This window comes from Hoeflea sp. 108 (genome assembly GCF_000372965.1).
GTDB lineage: Bacteria > Pseudomonadota > Alphaproteobacteria > Rhizobiales > Rhizobiaceae > Aminobacter.
In genome coordinates this window covers 97,443-115,493 of record NZ_KB890024.1, presented here as the reverse complement: position 1 = coordinate 115,493, position 18,051 = coordinate 97,443, and the positions used below count along the sequence as shown (strand labels likewise).

Sequence of the window (18,051 nt, the reverse complement as noted above, 5' to 3'; positions counted from 1 at the left end):
GTATGAGGGACCTCACATGACCGGATTGCCCAAACAACGGCTGCGCGTCGGCTTCGTCGGAAGCGGCTTCATTGCGGAATTCCACCTCAAGGGCATGCTGGGCGTGCGCAATGTCGACGTGACAGGCGTGTTCAGCCGCAAGGCCGAGAACCGCGCACGCTTTGCCAATCGCGTTGCCGAGCTCGGCCTAGGCGAATGCACCAGCCACGACAGTCTGGAATCGCTCGTCAACGCCGACGATGTCGACGCTATCTGGATCCTGTCGCCCAACTACACCCGCCTCGACGTGATGCGCACCATCCATGCCGAGGTGAAGGCCGGGCGCAGCAAGGTGATCGCGGTCGCCTGCGAAAAGCCGCTTGCCCGCACCGTCGCCGAGGCGCGCGAGATGCTGCGCCTGGCGGAAGATGCCGGCCTCAATCATGGCTATCTCGAAAACCAGGTCTTCTGCACGCCCGTCATCCGCGGCAAGGACATCGTCTGGCGCCGCGCTGCCTCGACCACGGGCCGCCCCTATCTGGCGCGCGCCGCCGAAGAACATTCAGGTCCGCACGAGCCATGGTTCTGGCAGGGCGACAAGCAGGGCGGCGGTGTGCTCTCCGACATGATGTGCCACAGCGTCGAAGTGGCCCGGCACTTGCTGACCAAGCCGGGCGCGGCGCGCAAGTCGCTGACCATCAAGCAGGTCAGCGGCACGGTCGCCACGCTGAAGTGGAGCCGGCCCAACTATGCCGACCAGCTGCGCAAGCGCTTTGGCACGGATGTCGACTACCGCAACCGCCCATCCGAGGATTTCGCCCGCGGCACCATCCTGCTCGAGGACGAGGACGGCAACGAGCTGGTGATCGAGGCCACCACCTCCTGGGCCTATGTGGGTGCGGGCCTGCGCATCCAGCTCGAACTGCTCGGGCCGGAATACGCAATGGAGTTCAACTCGCTCAACACCGGGCTCAAGATCTTCATGTCGCGCGAGGTCAAGGGCGAGGAAGGCGAGGACCTGGTCGAGAAGCAGAATGCCGAGCAGGGCCTGATGCCGGTGCTGGAGGATGAGGCCGGCGTCTACGGCTACACCGACGAGAACCGCCACATGGTCGAGCGCTTCCGCAAAGGCGAAACGCCCTTGGAAACCTTCCATGACGGCCTCGCCGTGGTCGAGATCCTGATGGGCCTCTATCGCTCGGCCGAGATCAACGGCACGGTGTCGTTCCCGGCGCCCGAGCTGGAGGACTACGTCCCCGTGGTGGCGCGCCGCGGCGCCTAAAGTCTCGACCAGCTACCCGCAACAGCGGTCGCCATCAGGCGGCCGCGCGATCCCCACAGGCAGCCTCATGACCGTTCCGGCCTTGCTCATCCTCGGCAACGTCAATGTCGATCTCGTGCTCGGCGAGGTCGACGGCTGGCCCGCCGTCGGCACCGAAGTGGTTGTCGACCGCGCCGAGATGCGGCCGGGCGGCTCAGCCGGCAACACCGCGCTGGCACTTTCGGGCATGAAGTCGCCCTACCGAATGATCGCTTCGGTCGGCAACGATCCCAATGGCGACTGGCTGAGCGGGCAATTCGACGAGGCATCGACGGCGTGGATCGTCGAGCCCGGCGACACGACGCTGACCGTCGGCATCGTGCACAAGGGCGGCGACCGGGTGTTCTTCACCACACCGGGCCATCTGCAACGCGCCAGCCTCGACGACCTCGTCGAGCGCCTGCCGCAGGCGCCTGATAGCAACGCCTTTGCGCTGATCTCCGGTGGGCACCTGATGCCACGGATCGAGGCCGGCACCATCGAGCTTCTGTCGGCGCTTTCCTCAAGAGGCTGGCATACGGCGATCGATCCCGGCTGGCCGCCGGCTGGGTGGAGCGAAGACAACAAGCGCCGCATGTTCGATTGGATCGCCTCAGCCGACATTTCGCTGATCAACGCAGAGGAAGCCAAGGGGCTGGCAGGGCTGGACGACCTCGATACGGCCGTCGCCCTGCTCATCGAGCGCGTCGGCCCCGGCCACACACTGGTGGTGAAGGACGGAGCGCAGGGCGCGCATGCCTATGGGGCCGGAACGCATTTCCACGCAGCATCGCCCAAGGTCGAGGTCATCGACACGGTCGGCGCCGGCGACACTTTCAACGCCGCGTTTCTGGCTTCCCTGGCCAAGGGCCGGACGCTCGCTGAGGCGCTCGCGCGGGGCACCGACATCGCCGCGCGAGCGATCTCGACCTTCCCGCGCCGCTACTGCGGCAACTGAGAACCCTGCCGCCGGGCGGAGCACTTCGCACGCCCCCCGGACGCGGTCGGCCAAGGTCGCAAAATCGCTCAAAATACGTTATATTTTGCAATGGTGAAGGTCGCGGTTTGGCGTGACGCTCATGCCAGGCCCGGACCGCGACCCGCTCCAAAGGAGGAGTGGTCATGGCAAGCTTCCATGTGTACGCAGGCGCTACCAATACGATCGAGCATCCCGCCATCCGCCGGATATCAGTCGCGGATGTGTTTGACGCACTGCGACGCGGCTTTGGCGACTTTTGGGACAAGCCGTCGCATTACGTTTTCCTGTGCCTGATCTACCCGATCGTCGGCGTGTTCCTGATCACATGGACATCGGGCGGCAATGCGCTGCAGCTCATTTTCCCGCTGATGTCCGGCTTTGCCCTGCTCGGACCGTTCTTCGGCATCGGCCTCTATGAGATCAGCCGACGACGTGAGCAAAATCTCGACACGTCGTGGTGGCATGTGTTCGATGTCAGGCAATCGCCGGCCATTCCTGCGATGGTGGTTATCGGCATCATGCTGCTGGCGCTTTTCGTCACCTGGCTGTTGGTCGCGCAGGCGCTCTACACCTCGTTTTACGGACCTGATGCCCCGCAGTCGACGGCAGCGTTCTTCGGCGACCTCTTCACCACCCAGCGCGGCTGGACGCTGATTGTGCTCGGCAATCTGATCGGATTCCTGTTCGCCCTGGTGGTGCTCTGCACCACCGCCGTCGCCTTTCCGCTGCTGCTCGACTGCGATGTCGGCGTCTATGCTGCGATCGAGACCTCGGTGCGGGCGGTGGTGGGCAATCCGGTGCCGATGCTTTTATGGGGACTGATCGTCGCGGTCGCGCTGTTGATCGGGTCACTGCCGTTCCTGGCGGGTCTCGCCATCGTCATTCCGGTGCTCGGTCACGCGACATGGCACCTCTATCGCAAGGTCGTCGACGTCCCGGCCGACAAGAAGACGCCGCTGCCGGTTTCGACCAATGAAGGTGACGACCGACACTTCCCATATTGGCTGCGCTGGTAGTCGACACAACTGAAGCGAACACATGCAGAGAACCCTAACCGCTGGGGTTTTGCTCCTCGCTGCGCGGGTGACCTTCCTGCGCTGCTACCGCAGTTGACGGCTTGCCGCCGTAGTGTCCGCCTTTACCAATCCCGGCGAAGACGTGGAAAGCCGGTCGAGATGCATGCGGATATGGGCCGCCTCGGCCGCCGTATTGGCGAGCGCTATCGCCCGGCCGAAGGCCTCGCGCGCTTCCTCGTCACGGCCGAGCTGCATAAGCAAGCCGCCCTTGACGCCGAAGAAGTGGAAGTAGCCTGAGAGCTTCGGGGCCAGTGGCTCGATCAGCTTCAATGCCGCTTCCGGCCCGCGCAGCTTGGCGAAGGCGACGGCGCGGTTGAGCGTCACGACGGGCGACGGCATCATCGATTCCAGCACGGAATAGAGCAGGTCGATCTCGGCCCAGTCTGTATCCTCGGGGCGCGCGGCACGGGCATGGAGTGCGGCAATGGCCGACTGGATCTGATAGGGGCCGGGTCGGCGATGGCGCATCGCCTTGTCGATCAGTGCCAGGCCCTCGTCGATCAGCGCCCGGTTCCACAGCGTGCGGTCCTGGTCGTCCATCAGCACCAGATCGCCATTGGCATCGAAACGCGCGTCGGCGCGAGCGTGTTGCAGAAGCAGCAGCGCCGTCAGCCCCATCACCTCCGGCTCGGTCTGGAACAGGCGCAGCAAGAGCCGCGCCAGCCGGATCGCCTCCTCACACAGCGGCGCGCGGTTGGTGATTTCAGTGGCGCCGGCGGAATAGCCTTCGTTGAAGACGAGGTAGACCATGGCCAGCACCGCCGCCAGCCGTTCGGAGCGCTCCACCGGCCCGGGCACCTCGAAGGGCACGTTGGCATTGGCGATGCGCGCCTTGGCGCGGGTTATGCGCTGTTCAATGGCGCTTTCGCCGACGAGGAAGGCGCGAGCGATCTGCTTGACCGAAAGGCCCGAGACGATGCGCAGCGCGACCGCGATCTGCTGGGTCGCCGGCAGGTCGGGATGGCAGCAGATGAACAGCAGTCTCAGGATGTCGTCGCGATAATGCGCGCCGTCGAGACGGTCGGCCATGTCGTCCTCGACGTCGTCGAGGTCGGACAAAAGCTCTTCCGCCGGCAACGGCGCCTGCTTGCTGCGACGACGGACGACGTCGATGCCCGAATTGCGGCCGACAAAGATCAGCCAGGCGGCCGGATCACGCGGCGGTCCCTTTTCCGGCCAGGTGCGCAGCGCACGCAGGCAGGCCTCCTGGAACGCTTCTTCCGCGGTGTCGAGATCGCGGAAATAGCGCAGCAGAGCTGCCACGGCCTGCGGCCGGGCGGAGGAGAGAGCCGTGTTGATCCAGGCCGGGTCGGTCATGCAGTTTGTCTTCCAGGGAAAAACGCGCCGATGGGGCGCAATTCATATGAACCGATGCCGGGATTGGCGTCCGCCAGGTCCCTGGCAACATCGACGGCATCGTCGAGCGTCTCGCAATCGACGACGTAGAAGCCGAGGAGCTGTTCCTTGGTTTCGGCAAAAGGCCCATCGATCACGAATGGCTCATCCTTGGCCTTGCGCAAGGTGGTGGCAGCGGTCGTCGGCAACAGCCGGGCCACCGGCCCCAACCTGCCCTGCTCGCGGAGCTTGCCCGTGACAACGCCAAGTCGCTCCATCACCTCGTCGTCCTGCTCCTTGGACCAGGCGCAGACGACGTCTTCGTTGTTGTAGCAAAGGATGGCGTAGAGCATCGGTTGTTTCCTTCATGTGTAAGACGCATGGATATGTGCACTTCCGACACGATATGCGAAATTTTTTCGAGGCTGGGGAGGACCAACGTCCATCGGACCACTGACAGCTTGTGAAAAGCCGCAGGAGGTGCAGACATTGGCCAAAGCGGCGCCAAACCCTGGCGACGGTCAAGCGGGAGAATGAGCGATGAAAAACGCCGAAATCTCACAGCGCAAGATGCAGACCATCGCGCGCGGTGTCGGCATGACGACCCAGGTCTATGCCGATCGGGCCGAGAACTCCGAAATCTGGGACGTCGAAGGCCGCCGTTACATCGACTTCTCCTCCGGCATCGCCGTCGTCAACACCGGCCACCGCCATCCGCGCGTCATCGAGGCGGTCAAGGCGCAGCTCGACCGCTTCACCCACACCTGCCACCAGGTCGTACCCTATGAGAGCTATGTCCGGCTCGGCGAAAGGCTGAATGCCATTGCGCCGATGAAGGGCGACAAGCGCACCATCTTCGTCACGACCGGCGCGGAAGCGGTCGAAAACGCCATCAAGATCGCCCGCAACGCCACCGGCCGCCAGGCCGTCATCGCCTTTGCCGGCGGCTTCCACGGCCGCACCTTCATGGGTATGGCGCTGACCGGCAAGGTGCAGCCCTACAAGGCGGGCTTCGGCGCCATGCCGGGCGACGTGTTCCACGCGCCCTTCCCCGTGCCGTTGCATGGCTTGACCACTGCCGACGCGCTTGCAGCACTCGACCGCCTGTTCAAGGCCGATGTCGACCCGGCGCGGGTGGCTGCCATTATCATAGAGCCGGTGCAGGGCGAAGGCGGCTTCTACGAAGTGCCGCGCGACTTCATGACGGCGCTGCGCAAGATCTGCGACCAGCATGGCATCCTGCTCGTTGCCGACGAGGTGCAGACCGGTTTCGCCCGCACCGGCAAGATGTTCGCCATGGACCATCATGACGTCGCGCCCGACCTGATGACGATGGCGAAAAGCCTCGCCGGCGGCTTCCCGCTCGCCGCCGTCACCGGCCGGGCCGAGCTGATGGACGCGCCCAATCCCGGCGGCCTCGGCGGCACCTATGGCGGCAGCCCGATCGGCGTCGCCGCAGCACATGCCGTGCTCGACGTCATCGAGGACGAAAAGCTCTGCGACCGCGCCAACCAGCTCGGCGCACGTCTCAAGCAGCGGCTGGAGTCGCTGCGCGACGACGTGCCTGAAATCACAGACATCCGCGGCCCAGGCTTCATGAACGCTGTCGAGTTCAACGACGTGAAGACGAAGACGCCCTCGGCGGAATTCGCAAATGCCGTCAGGCTCAAGGCGCTCGACAAGGGCCTGATCCTGCTCACCTGCGGCGTCTATGGCAACGTCATCCGCTTCCTGGCGCCGATCACAATCCAGGACGAGGTGATGACCGAAGCGCTCGACATCCTGGAGGCATCGATCCGGGAAGTCAGCGCGAGGTGACGCTACCTCTGCGCGGGCGGCACCGCCCTATCCATTCCAGATGAAGGACAGGGAGATGGGGGCATCGGCGTCGAGACGAACCTCCGCTCCGGAACCCGAAATGGCCGTGTCCAAGAAAACGGCAGACAGCGCAGCTCAAGCGCAGAAGCTTCCTCCTTCTCCGCGGTCTTTAGGGGAAGAAGGTCCGGAAGGGGATGGGGAGGCGCCGACGTGGCCGAATTATGCCGCCGGCAGCGCCGCCAGCGCGGCCTTCAACGCCTCGGCACCACCCGCCACCTGTTCCGCCGTCGGCGAGAAGCCGAGGCCGAGCATCTTGCGGCCGAGCATGTGGTCGGCGGGGCGATTGACGGATTCGATCGCCACCAGCCGGTCGCCGATGAAATGGAACACCGAGAAGCGGTTCTCGGCCAGGTCGCCCGACAGAATCTGCCTGTCGCCGCCCGATGTCAGGCCGACCATCTGCAGCTTCATGTCGCCGATGTCGGACCAAAACCACGGCACGGCCGCGTAATCGCCCCGATGCCCGACGATGGTGCGGGCGGCGAGCTTCGACTGGTCGGTGGCGTTCTGCACCGATTCCAACCTGACGTCCGAGCCTGTCTGCCAGTGGCGGTAGCTGGCATTGTCGCCGACCGCCAGGATGTTTTCGACCGAGCTGCGCATGGCACCGTCGACGCGAATGCCGTTGGCAATCGCAAGCCCCGCCGCATCGGCGAGCTCGACATTGGGCACGACGCCGATGCCGATGATGACCATCTTCGCCGGCAGCCTTTCGCCCGATGAGGTCAAGGCTGCCGCGACTTGGCCGCTGTCGCCCTCAAGGCGCTCGATGGTGGTCTTGAGCAGGATGCGGATGCCCGAGGCCTCCAGCCGCTTGCGCACATGCTCGGCGATCAGCGGCGCCACCGCGCGGCCGAGCAGCCGGTCGAGTGCTTCGACCACCGTGACGCGCCGGCCGCCGGCGGCAAGCGTCGCCGCGATCTCCAGGCCGATAAAACCGCCGCCGATGACGACCACGTCCTCGCAGGCAGCACTATGGTCACGGATGGTCCGCGCATCGGCCACCGAGCGGAGCGACAGCACTCCGGCCAGCTCCGAACCCGGCAAGGGCAGGACGCGCGGGCGCGAGCCGGTGGCAAGGATCAGGTGGTCGTAGGCGAGGTTCTCGCCGCCCGCCAGCGACAGCCGGTTGGCGCCGGTGTCGATGCGTTCGACCAGCGAGCCCGGACGGAAATCAATGGTATGGCCGGTGTAGAAGGCCTCGCCGCGCAACGGCTGCGGCTGGGCGGCGGCGTCCTTGATAAAGGTCTTTGACAGCGGCGGCTTGTGGTAGGGCAGTTCCTTCTCGTCACCGAGCAGGATGACCGGACCATCATAACCCTCTTCCCGCAGGCTGGCGGCAGCCTGCACTCCGGCATGGCCCGCCCCGACAATCACCACACCGTTCTTCATGCTCGCCTCTGCAACACAGGAAATCTCTACCGAAATGACCGCTAGGGGCCTCCGCCGCAAGAGGCCATGACGTGATTTCATGGCTGACAGGCAGGATTTCATGGCCGACAGGCGGGCAGGACCGTCATGCGCGCCACACCCTGACCGCGCCATATCGCGGCGCTACCTGATGTCGCAGCGGCTTCCCGATGCTTGCGGCCGGGTCCAGCGCCATGTCTCGACAAATCAACAGCTTGGCGGAAGAGACTACCCGCAAACTGGACAAATTCAGTTTAGAATAATTCTAAACTATTGATACAACTACGCTTTTTGCCGGAATATGCGTTGACTTTTCAGGCCACACCGCTTTTATGGCGGCGTGCTTTACAGCGCCTGTCTTTGATGTCTGGGCCTTTAACCCTTTCGATTGGAGCCAACAGGGTGCCTGCCTTCGTGATGCCGCGCGGTTGCGCGGACGCCTGCACAGTGTCCCTTCCGAGCCGAATTCGGAGCATGGACCGCCAGGGCGCCGAAGGCTCCAACCCCCTTGAGCCAACAGTCGATTTCGCGGTTCCAGCCTGGCAAGTCCTTGCGGGTGCTCGACTTTTTCGCGCCGTCGGGCGCAGTTCGGTTTACTGAGGAGACGACCATGCCTGCATCCATCTCGCGCAGCCGGCATTTCGGCAGGATCGCTGCGATCGCCGCGACGACGGCGCTTACCGCTGCCGTTTTCGTGCTGCCGGCAAAGGCAGACACCGACGCCAAGGCTGTCATCTCGACCTATGCCGACATCGCGCTCGCCAAATACGAAGACTCGCTGACCACGGCCAAGGCGCTCGACGTTGCCGTCGAAGCGTTGATCGCCAAGCCGTCGGACGCGACGCTGAAGGCCGCTCGCGAGGCCTGGAAGGCATCGCGCCTGCCTTACCAGCAGACCGAGGTCTATCGCTTCGGCAACGCCATCGTCGATGATTGGGAAGGCCGCGTGAACGCCTGGCCGCTCGACGAAGGCCTGATCGACTATGTCGACAAGAGCTACGGCACCGAGTCCGACGAGAATTCGCTTTACACCGCCAATGTGATCGCCAACCCGTCGATCGAGATCAACGGCCAGAAGGTCGACGCCTCGAAGATCACGCCCGAGCTCCTGTCGGGCACGCTGCAGGAGGCCGGCGGCATCGAGGCCAACGTCGCCACCGGCTATCACGCCATCGAATTCCTGCTCTGGGGCCAGGACCTGAACGGCACCGGTCCCGGCGCCGGCAACCGTCCCTACACCGACTACGACACGGCCAACTGCACCGGCGGCAATTGCGACCGCCGCGCCCAGTATCTCCAGGTGGCGTCCGACCTCCTGGTCTCGGACCTCGAGGAGATGGTCGGCAACTGGAAGGCCGACGGCGCTGCCCGCAAGGCGCTCACCGACGGCGAAACCAACGCCGGCATCTCGGCCATCCTCACCGGCATGGGTTCGCTGTCCTACGGCGAACTCGCAGGCCAGCGCATGAAGCTCGGCCTGCTGATCCACGATCCCGAAGAAGAACACGACTGCTTCTCCGACAACACCCACATCTCGCATCTCTACGACGCGATCGGCATCCGCAACGCCTATCACGGCAGCTACAAGCGCATCGACGGCTCGACCGTCGAAGGCCCGTCGGTGTCGGATCTGGTCAAGGCAACTGACGCCGCCCTCGACACCGAGCTCAGCGGCAAGCTCGACACGACCGTCGCCAAGATGGAAGCCATCAAGGCGCGCGCCGATGCCGGCGAGGCCTACGACCAGCAGATCGGCGAAGGCAATGTCGAAGGCAACGCCACCGTCCAGGCGGCAATCGACGCACTTGTCGACCAGACCAAGTCGATCGAGCGTGCCGTAGCGGCCCTGAAGCTCGACAAGATCGCGTTCGAAGGTTCGGACAGCCTCGATTCCCCCGACAAGGTCTTCCAGTGAGGGTGCCACGCACCTAGATAATTTCAGCCAAGCAGCGCGCAGAGGTGCGCTGCCAGCCACCCAGAGCCTGCAATGCTGATCTGCCACTGCAACCTGATCACCCAGAAGGAGATCGAAGACACGATCATCGAGCTTCTGGACGGCGACCCCTGGTCGCTGATCGTGCCTGCCAAGGTCTATCACACGCTGCAAAAGCGCGGGCGCTGTTGCGGCTGCTTTCCAAATGTGGTCGAAACGATCATTCGGGTAACCGAAGCCTACCATACCCGTACGGAGGCGGGTGAAGGCGACATCGTTTCACACATGGACCGTGTGAAAGAGTTGCGGGTCCAATTTGGGAGCAGATTCAATGAAAGGCGAAAAGCAGGTCATCGAGCGGCTTAACGAAGCCCTCTTCCTCGAACTCGGCGCGGTCAACCAGTATTGGGTTCACTACCGCCTGCTCGAAGATTGGGGTTACGGCAAGCTCGCCAAGAAGGAACGCGAAGAATCGATCGAAGAGATGCGCCACGCCGACCGGCTGGTGGCCCGCATCATCTTCCTCGAAGGCCATCCCAACCTGCAGTCGGTAGCGCCGCTGCGCATCGGCCAGAACGTCAAGGAAGTGCTCGAAAGCGATCTTGCCGGCGAATATGACGCCCGCACCTCCTACAAGAAGTCACGCGATGTCTGCCAGCAGCACGGCGACTACGTATCCATGAAGCTCTTCGAGGAGCTGCTCGCCGACGAGGAAGGCCATATCGACTTCCTCGAGACGCAGTTGCAGCTACTCGGGGAGATCGGCGAAGAGAAGTACGGTCAGCTCAACGCCGAGACCGCAGACAAGGCCGAATAGGATGCCGGAATGCGGCGCACCTTCCCTCTGACGCGCCGCATGCTACCGGGTGCGCCCACCTGCACCCCCACGACACACGACAAGCGAAGTGCTCCGGCACTTCGCAATTTCGTTGCCGGCCTGCTGCTTCTCGGCGCTGCCGTTCCCTCGGTCGCCGGCGAGCCGGTTCCGGATGGGCTCGCCACCGAACGCCAAGATCTCAAGCCTGTCGACAAGGCACGCGTCGACAAGATCGTCAGGCCGACCACCGATTTTTCGAAGCCCGAGCAGTTCGAGCTGATGCAGGGCGGTGCCGGCACCTCCAAGAAAAGCGCCAACCGAGACGCCTTCTCACAATCCTCCGCCAACATCACTTTCGAGGAAGAAGGCGACTTCAAACTTGGCAACGGCTTCTTCACCAAACTTTGGGTGTCGTCGCCATCGTCGACACAGGCCTCTGACGGCCTCGGGCCGCTGTTCAATGCGCGCGCCTGCCAGAGCTGCCACCTCAAGGACGGCCGCGGCCATCCGCCGGAAGGCAATGCCGACGCCACCTCGATGTTCCTGCGCCTCGCACGCGTGGCGGAAACCGACGAGGAAAAGGCAGCCGTCGCCGACCGGCGCGTCCTGAATTTCCCCGACCCGGTCTATGGCAGCCAGTTCCAGGACCTCGCCGTGCCCGGTCTGAAGGGCGAAGGCCGGATGGTGATTTCCTACCAGACCGTCCCGGTCGAACTCCCCGACGGCACCCATCTGACGCTGCGCTGGCCGAGCTATTCGGTCTCCGATCTTGGCTACGGTCCGATGGATCCGAGAACGACACTGTCGCCGCGGGTTACGCCGGCGATGATCGGCCTTGGCCTGGTCGAGCAGATCCATCCCGCCGACATCCTCGCCAATGCCGATCCGGACGACAAGAACGGCGACGGCATCTCCGGCAGGGCCTCGATCGTGCGCGACAAGAAGACAGGCGAACTGACGCTTGGGCGCTTCGGCTGGAAGGCGCAGACGCCGACGATCCGCCAGCAGTCGGCAGATGCCTTTGCCGGTGACATCGGCATCTCGACGCCTGAAGTGCCGCACCATTGGGGCGACTGCACCGAAGCCCAGGCCGACTGCCTCGCCATGCCCAACGGCGTACAAGAGCGGCTTGGACCGGTAGAGGCGCCCGATCCGATCATGGATCTCGTCACCTTCTATTCGCAGAACCTCGCCGTGCCCGCCCGCCGCGACATCGACAATCCGCTAGTGCTGCGTGGCAAGCAGATGTTCTACGAGGCTGGCTGCGCCTCGTGCCATATGCCGAAATTCGTCACCCGCCGCGACGCGCCCAACAAGGCGCAGGCCTTCCAGCTGATCTGGCCCTATTCCGACTTCCTGCTGCACGACATGGGCGAGGAGCTGGCCGACGGCCAGCAGGTCGGCGATGCCACGGGGCGCGAATGGCGCACGCCGCCGCTCTGGGGCATAGGCCTGACCCAGACGGTCAACGGCCACACCTTCTTCCTGCATGACGGCCGCGCCCGCAACCTCACCGAAGCCATTCTGTGGCACGGCGGCGAGGGACAGGCGGCACGCGACCGCTTCGCAGCGCTTCCCGCCGATGACCGCAACGCTTTGATCAAATTCCTGGAGTCGCTCTGATGGCCAGATCCGTCCTTGCAGCATCGCTTGCCCTCTTGGTCGCACTGCCCGCTGCCGCCCACGCCAACCAGGCATCGGACATCGCCGACGCCATCGACGGCTTCATCCGCCCCGCCTATGGCCGGCTCGTGGAGGTCACGGCAGCACTCGGAAAGAGCGTCGAGGCGCTTTGCGCCGCACCGTCGGCAGACAATCTTGCGGCGGCGCGTGCGGCCTTCTCCAAGACGACGGTGACCTGGTCGGAAATCGAGATCATCCGCTTCGGCCCGATCACCGAACACAACCGTCTCGAGCGCATGCTGTTCTGGCCGGACCGCAAGGGCACCGGTCTGAAACAGGTGCAGGCCGCCCTGTCCGACAAGGACGAAACAGCAACCGACGCCGCCAAGCTCGGCGACAAGAGCGTGGCGATGCAAGGCCTCGGCGCGCTCGAATTCGTGCTGTTCGGCACCGGTGCCGACGAGCTTGCCGGCACATCGGCCGCCTATCGCTGCGCCTATGGCAAGGCTATCGCCGGCAACATCGGCACGATCGCCACCGACGTCGATGCAGCCTGGCGTGACGACAAAGGTTTTGCCAGCCAGTGGCAGCATCCCGGGCCGCAGAACCCGCTCTACCGCACTGCCTCGGAAGCGGCGACCGCGCTGCTCGAGGTCTATGTCAACGGACTGGAGCTTGTCCGCGATGTGCGCGTTGGTGGTTTCCTTGGCAAGGAGGCTTCCGCCGACAAGCCGAAACAGGCGCTCTACTGGCGCTCGGAAGGTACGACCGCCTCGCTCGGCGGCAACCTCGCAGGCATGAAGGCGCTGTTCGACGCCTCGCATTTCGGTTCGCTTCTGCCTGACGATTCCCAGTGGATCGCCCAGTCGATCGATTTCGAGTTCGCCAATGGCCAGAACGCGGTAGCGGGCATCACCGGCCCTATCGACGCAGCGCTGGCGGATGCCGACAAGCGCGCCAAGCTCACCTATTTCGGCGTCGTCACATCGAGCCTGTCGGAGCTGTTCGGCACCCGTCTGTCGAGCGCGCTCGGGCTGACCGCCGGCTTCTCGTCGCTGGACGGCGACTGAGAGCATGATCCCGAAAAGTGGACGCCGGTTTTCGGACAAGATCATGCTCAAACAAGAACTGCGCACGCCACTCTTCGACCGCCGCGACTTCCTCAAGGCCGCAGGCACGACCTTCCTGATGTCGCTCGCGCCTGCGAAACGCGCGCTGGCGCTCGAAACCGACGCTATGTTCGCCACCGCTTACCAAGCGCGCACCGGCGAGTATGGCGTCGCGGTGATGTCCGAGGCGGGCAAGATCCTGCACAGCGTCGCTTTGCCCGAGCGCGGACATGACGTGACCTTCGATCCCATCTCGCGCAAGTCGGTGGTCTTTGCCCGCCAGCCCGGCACCTTCATGCTGGTCTTCGACCACACCGGCAGGGACCAACCGCTGACCATTCCGAGCATCGCCGGCCGCCATTATTACGGCCATGGCGTGTTCTCGCCCGACGGGGCGCTGCTCTATGTGACCGAGAACGATTTCGACAACGCGGCCGGCATGGTCGGCGTCTATGACGCCCGCGACGGCTTCCGCCGCACCGGCGAATTCCCGACCCATGGCGTCGGCCCGCACGAACTGATCCTGCTCGGCGACGGCAGGACACTTGCCATCTGCAATGGCGGCATCGAGACCCACCCGGATTTTGGTCGCGCCAAACTCAACATCCCGACCATGAAGCCGTCCTTCGTGCTGGTCGACCGCGTATCCGGCGACCTCCTCGAAAAGCACGAATTGCCCGAGAAGCTGCACCAGCTGTCGATCCGGCACATGGACATCGACGCCGAGGGCACCGTCTGGTTCGGCTGCCAGCACGAGGGTCCGGCGAGCGAAAGGCCACTTCTGGTCGGCCGTGCCAGGCGCGGCGAGGAACTTTCCATGCTGGAGATGCCAGACGACATCCTCGGCGGCTTCCGCAACTATATCGGCTCAGTGGCGGCAAACCGCGACGCCGGGCTGGTTGCCGTCTCGTCGCCGGAAGGCAACGCATGGGCGATGATCGAGGCGAAGACCGGCAAGGTGATGGCCAAGAACGATCTGGTCGAGGTCTGCGGGCTTGCGCCCGACCGCGACGGCTTTCTAGCTACAACCGGCGGCGGCCTCATCGTCGCCCCCGACGGCGAGCAGGCAGAGCGTCCAGACTATGTCTGGGACAACCACATGCTGCGCATCTGACTTGCAATAAACGTAAGCAATACCTTACGCAATCAAGTCAGACGAGCCCGGAGACATCCGAATAGGCGACGGCCTTGCGCAGCACGGCGAGGAACTTCTCGCCGGCGATCTCGGGTGAGCCGGAATTGTCGATCTGCACATGGCCCGGGCCGCTGAGGTCGTGCGCCACGGTGCGGGCAAGGCGCGCCAGCACCTCGCCCCGCGATTCCCGTCCGCGTGCGGCGAGCCGCGTCGCGAGAATGTCGGGCGATGCCGATATCTCGACCACAGCGACATTGGCGTAACGGTCGCGCAGCGCCGGAATGATGCCGCGCGAGGTGTTGGCAACGACGACATGGCCGTTGGAAATGGCTTCGTCGACGGCAGCCGGGATGCCGTAGCGCAGGCCGTGCGCCTCCCACGACAGCGCAAAGGCGCCGGCGGCTTCAGCCTCGACGAAGGCAGCGTCTTCAAGCGTGTCATGATCTTCGGTGGCGCCGTCGCTGTTGCGCGTGATGACGCGGCGGGCGAACTCGACATGGTCGTCATCGGTCAGGCGGTCGCGCACATAGGCAATCAGCGTGTCCTTGCCGGCGCCGCTCGGCCCGACCACGGCGACAAACACGCCGTTGCGCACAGGAGAGCCCACCCGGGTCAATTCACGCTCGATCAATGCTGAAACCATCATGCGACGTCATTTCCTCCAAATAGCAGAGCCCCCGCCCTGCCGGCCAGCGCCGGCTAGGGAGTTAAGCGATTTGCATGACGGAATGACGAAAGCCTTGCGACGGAACGGCAACAGGGTGCCGCCGGCCCGCGCGTCGACCCGAAATCAGCTCTATCCCGGAAGGCGCGGGAGCATGGACTACGTGCGGACCTGATAGTCCTTGATCGCGGCGAAACGAATCATCTTCCAGCGCTCGGCCTCGTAGTTGAGCGAGAACTCGTGCTGGGCGAGATAGACCGGATCGTTGTCGAGATCGCGGGCGATGTCGCCGCGATGGCTTTCAACGAAGCGCTGCAGGTCGGCCTTGTCGTCGGCGCTGATCCAGCGGCAAACGGAGAAGCGCGACATCTCGAAGTCGACGGGCAGTGTGTACTCGACGTTGAGACGCTCCTTGAGCACATCGATCTGCAGCGCGCCGACGACGCCGACGATGGCCGGCGAGCCATCTTCGGGCTGGAACAGCTGCACCACGCCTTCCTCGGCCATCTGCTGCAGCGCTTCCTTGAGCTTCTTGGCCTTCATCGCGTCGCCTAGACGGACGCGGCGCAGGATTTCGGGCGCGAAGTTGGGCACGCCTCGGAACAGGATGTCCTCGCCCTCGGTCAGCGTGTCGCCGATGCGCAGCGTGCCGTGGTTGGGGATGCCGACGACGTCGCCGGCATAGGCTTCGTCGGCGGTGATGCGCGAGCGGGCGAAGAAGAACTGCGGCGCCGACAGACTCATCTGCTTGCCGGTGCGCACCAGCTTGGCCTTCATGCCGCGCTTGAGCTCGCCCGAGCAGACGCGGACAAAGGCGATACGGTCGCGGTGATTGGGATCCATGTTGGCCTGGATCTTGAAGACGAACGACGTCATCTTCTCTTCCGTCGCCTCGACCTTGCGAGTGTCGGCTTCCTGGGCGCGCGGCGCCGGACCGAAATCGCCCAGAGCCTCGATCAGGTCGCGGACGCCGAAATTCCTGAGCGCCGAGCCGAAATAGACAGGCGTCAGATGGCCTTCGCGGAAGGCCTGGAGGTCGAACGGCCGGCAGGCCTCGCGCGCCAGCTCCAGCTCCTCGATGAAGGCTGGGCGGTCGTTGTCGGGCAGAAGGCCGGCGGCGCGGTTGGAATCCGGGCCATGCACCGGCGTCCGCTCCTTCTCATCGTCGCCGTGGCGCACGGCGTTCTCGGCGAGGTGGTAGGTGCCGGAGAAGGTCTTGCCCTGGCCGATCGGCCAGGTGATCGGAGCGGTGTCGAGCGCCAGCTTCTCTTCGATCTCGTCGAGGATCTCGAAGGTGTTGCGGGCCTCGCGGTCCATCTTGTTGACGAAGGTAATGATCGGGATGTCGCGCAGGCGGCAGACCTCGAACAGCTTCAGCGTGCGTGGCTCGATACCCTTGGCGGCGTCGATGACCATGACCGCGCTGTCGACAGCCGACAGCGTGCGATAGGTGTCGTCGGCGAAGTCCTCGTGGCCGGGCGTGTCGAGCAGGTTGAAGACGTTGTCGCCATATTCGAAGGTCATCACCGAGGTGACGACCGAGATGCCGCGCTCACGCTCGATCTTCATCCAGTCCGAGCGCGTCTGGATCTTGTCCTTCTTGGCCTTGACCTCGCCGGCGAGCTGGATCGCGCCGCCGAACAGCAGCAGCTTTTCGGTCAGCGTCGTCTTGCCGGCGTCAGGGTGCGCGATGATCGCGAAAGTACGGCGGCGCGCCACCGCCTTTTCGATGTCTTCAGCCATTTTCAGGAATCCATGTGATGCGCCGGCTTCTAGCAGCCGATGCCGCGCCTGTCCACGACGCTACAGCGTGGCCAGCAACTCGCCATAGGTCGGCGCCAACGCCCTGAGCGCTTTGGCAGCCCTGATGTCGTCGCCGACGACAAGCGAATGCTGCAGCGAGCCGATCAACCGCGCCTGCATGGCCGCCACGCTCGCCGCGTCCTTGTGGCCGATGCGTTCCAGGCAGGTGGCGGCATCGTTGGCGCGGCGGGCGCCGACACGGACGGCGAAGTGGATCATGTGGCCGCGCAGGCCGTTGTCGCAACCCGGTTCGATCATGTCGGCCAGCCGCTCGGCTGCTGCTCCATTGCCAACGCTGCCCTCGGGCATGTCACCCGCATCTGACATGGACAGCCAGCGCCGCGCCGCCGGCAGCGACGCTTCGATCGTCTCGGCTTCGGTCAGCACGGCGAGCTGGCGGAAGCGGGTGCGCATGGTGAAGGCCGTGCCATAGGTCAGCGTCGCCGCCTTCCAGGCCGCCATGAAGTCGGCCACGGGCAGCTCGGCATAAGGATAGCCCTGAGGATCGTGCATCAGCACCCGCCCATCCTCGAGCGCCAGGACGACGACATAGTGGTCGGCCTCGATCGGGCCACGCATGCCGGGCTGGTGCCTCAGATGCCCCATCTCCACCGGACCGATCCACACCGGGCCGTCGGCCAGTGCTGCCCGCAGCCGGGCAAGCGCCTCGTCCTCATCGCCGCCGCTCGACACTTCGGTGGTCCAGCCAAGTGCCGCAAGCGCGTCGGCAAAGCCCTTCTCGGGATCCCAGCCATAAGGATCGAAGAAAGGCATCAAACCGCCGATCAGCTGCATGCCGAACGGGCTCGACGTGGCGAATTCGACGACCGCAGGAGACGGCGCCGCCGCGCCGAACATCATAGCGAAGGAGTTCGCATAGCAATAAGGGCCGGAGCCCACATAATTGAAGCCGGTCATTTCGCATCCTCGATGAAAATACACGCCAAGCGACTTCGCTCACGCGCTTCATCCATCGATGGCTGTTTTCAGCCGAATTCGCAAGCCTTTGA

16 protein-coding genes are annotated in these 18,051 nt (G+C 64.5%); 10 read left to right on the top strand and 6 right to left on the bottom strand.

What is annotated here, in order from left to right; translation table 11 throughout:
• Window positions 1-16 precede the first annotated feature (16 nt).
• The 3 genes from B015_RS0100510 to B015_RS0100500 all read left to right on the top strand — a co-directional run bounded on the left by B015_RS0100510 (window position 17) and on the right by B015_RS0100500 (window position 3,274).
• Window positions 17-1,261, top strand: coding sequence for a Gfo/Idh/MocA family oxidoreductase (locus B015_RS0100510; protein ID WP_018425682.1), 1,245 nt, complete (start codon window positions 17-19; stop codon window positions 1,259-1,261).
• 67 nt (window positions 1,262-1,328) lie between these two features.
• Entirely contained in the window at window positions 1,329-2,237 is a 909-nt protein-coding gene (locus B015_RS0100505; protein ID WP_018425681.1) for a carbohydrate kinase family protein, read from the top strand.
• A 164-nt stretch (window positions 2,238-2,401) separates the two neighbouring features.
• Window positions 2,402-3,274, top strand: a complete 873-nt coding sequence (locus B015_RS0100500) for a DUF2189 domain-containing protein (RefSeq protein ID WP_018425680.1) — start codon at window positions 2,402-2,404, stop codon at window positions 3,272-3,274.
• 84 nt (window positions 3,275-3,358) lie between these two features.
• Here the strand turns inward: B015_RS0100500 and B015_RS0100495 are convergent, their stop codons facing one another.
• Entirely contained in the window at window positions 3,359-4,651 is a 1,293-nt protein-coding gene (locus B015_RS0100495) for an RNA polymerase sigma factor (protein ID WP_018425679.1), read from the bottom strand.
• A complete protein-coding gene (locus B015_RS0100490; RefSeq protein ID WP_018425678.1) occupies window positions 4,648-5,022 on the bottom strand; it encodes a YciI family protein in 375 nt (124 codons plus the stop codon). The genes B015_RS0100495 and B015_RS0100490 overlap by 4 nt, the downstream gene beginning before the upstream one ends.
• Before the next feature lie 187 nt (window positions 5,023-5,209).
• Here B015_RS0100490 and B015_RS0100485 point away from each other — a divergent pair, with 187 nt between their 5' ends.
• On the top strand, window positions 5,210-6,487 hold the full coding sequence (locus tag B015_RS0100485; RefSeq protein ID WP_018425677.1) for a 4-aminobutyrate--2-oxoglutarate transaminase: 1,278 nt from the start codon (window positions 5,210-5,212) through the stop codon (window positions 6,485-6,487).
• Window positions 6,488-6,706: 219 nt separating this feature from the next.
• On the opposite strand, the gene B015_RS0100480 is transcribed toward B015_RS0100485, so the two are convergent.
• Window positions 6,707-7,939 (bottom strand): FAD-dependent oxidoreductase, encoded by a 1,233-nt coding sequence (locus B015_RS0100480; RefSeq protein WP_018425676.1) that lies wholly within the window; start codon window positions 7,937-7,939, stop codon window positions 6,707-6,709.
• Window positions 7,940-8,567: 628 nt separating this feature from the next.
• Here B015_RS0100480 and B015_RS0100475 point away from each other — a divergent pair.
• From B015_RS0100475 to B015_RS0100450, 6 genes are all read left to right on the top strand, one after another.
• Window positions 8,568-9,872, top strand: a complete 1,305-nt coding sequence (locus tag B015_RS0100475; RefSeq protein WP_051091930.1) for an imelysin family protein — start codon at window positions 8,568-8,570, stop codon at window positions 9,870-9,872.
• A 72-nt stretch (window positions 9,873-9,944) separates the two neighbouring features.
• Window positions 9,945-10,256, top strand: coding sequence for a (2Fe-2S)-binding protein (locus tag B015_RS0100470; protein WP_018425674.1), 312 nt, complete (start codon window positions 9,945-9,947; stop codon window positions 10,254-10,256).
• On the top strand, window positions 10,222-10,707 hold the full coding sequence (gene bfr, locus B015_RS0100465; RefSeq protein WP_018425673.1) for a bacterioferritin: 486 nt from the start codon (window positions 10,222-10,224) through the stop codon (window positions 10,705-10,707). Before B015_RS0100470 ends, bfr begins: the two co-directional genes overlap by 35 nt.
• A 9-nt stretch (window positions 10,708-10,716) precedes the next feature.
• On the top strand, window positions 10,717-12,330 hold the full coding sequence (locus tag B015_RS0100460) for a di-heme oxidoredictase family protein (protein ID WP_018425672.1): 1,614 nt from the start codon (window positions 10,717-10,719) through the stop codon (window positions 12,328-12,330).
• Window positions 12,330-13,400, top strand: coding sequence for an imelysin family protein (locus B015_RS0100455; RefSeq protein WP_018425671.1), 1,071 nt, complete (start codon window positions 12,330-12,332; stop codon window positions 13,398-13,400). The genes B015_RS0100460 and B015_RS0100455 overlap by 1 nt, the downstream gene beginning before the upstream one ends.
• A 58-nt stretch (window positions 13,401-13,458) precedes the next feature.
• Window positions 13,459-14,553 carry a DUF1513 domain-containing protein gene (locus tag B015_RS0100450; protein WP_026226735.1) on the top strand — a complete coding sequence of 365 codons (1,095 nt, stop codon included), beginning with the start codon at window positions 13,459-13,461 and terminating at the stop codon, window positions 14,551-14,553.
• A gap of 37 nt (window positions 14,554-14,590) precedes the next feature.
• Here the strand turns inward: B015_RS0100450 and phnN are convergent, their stop codons facing one another.
• The 3 genes from phnN to B015_RS0100435 form a co-directional block, all read right to left on the bottom strand.
• On the bottom strand, window positions 14,591-15,220 hold the full coding sequence (phnN, locus tag B015_RS0100445; RefSeq protein WP_018425669.1) for a phosphonate metabolism protein/1,5-bisphosphokinase (PRPP-forming) PhnN: 630 nt from the start codon (window positions 15,218-15,220) through the stop codon (window positions 14,591-14,593).
• Between the two features lie 177 nt (window positions 15,221-15,397).
• Window positions 15,398-16,981, bottom strand: a complete 1,584-nt coding sequence (locus B015_RS0100440) for a peptide chain release factor 3 (RefSeq protein ID WP_018425668.1) — start codon at window positions 16,979-16,981, stop codon at window positions 15,398-15,400.
• A 60-nt stretch (window positions 16,982-17,041) separates the two neighbouring features.
• A complete protein-coding gene (locus tag B015_RS0100435) occupies window positions 17,042-17,959 on the bottom strand; it encodes a hypothetical protein (RefSeq protein ID WP_018425667.1) in 918 nt (305 codons plus the stop codon).
• Window positions 17,960-18,051: the final 92 nt, after the last annotated feature.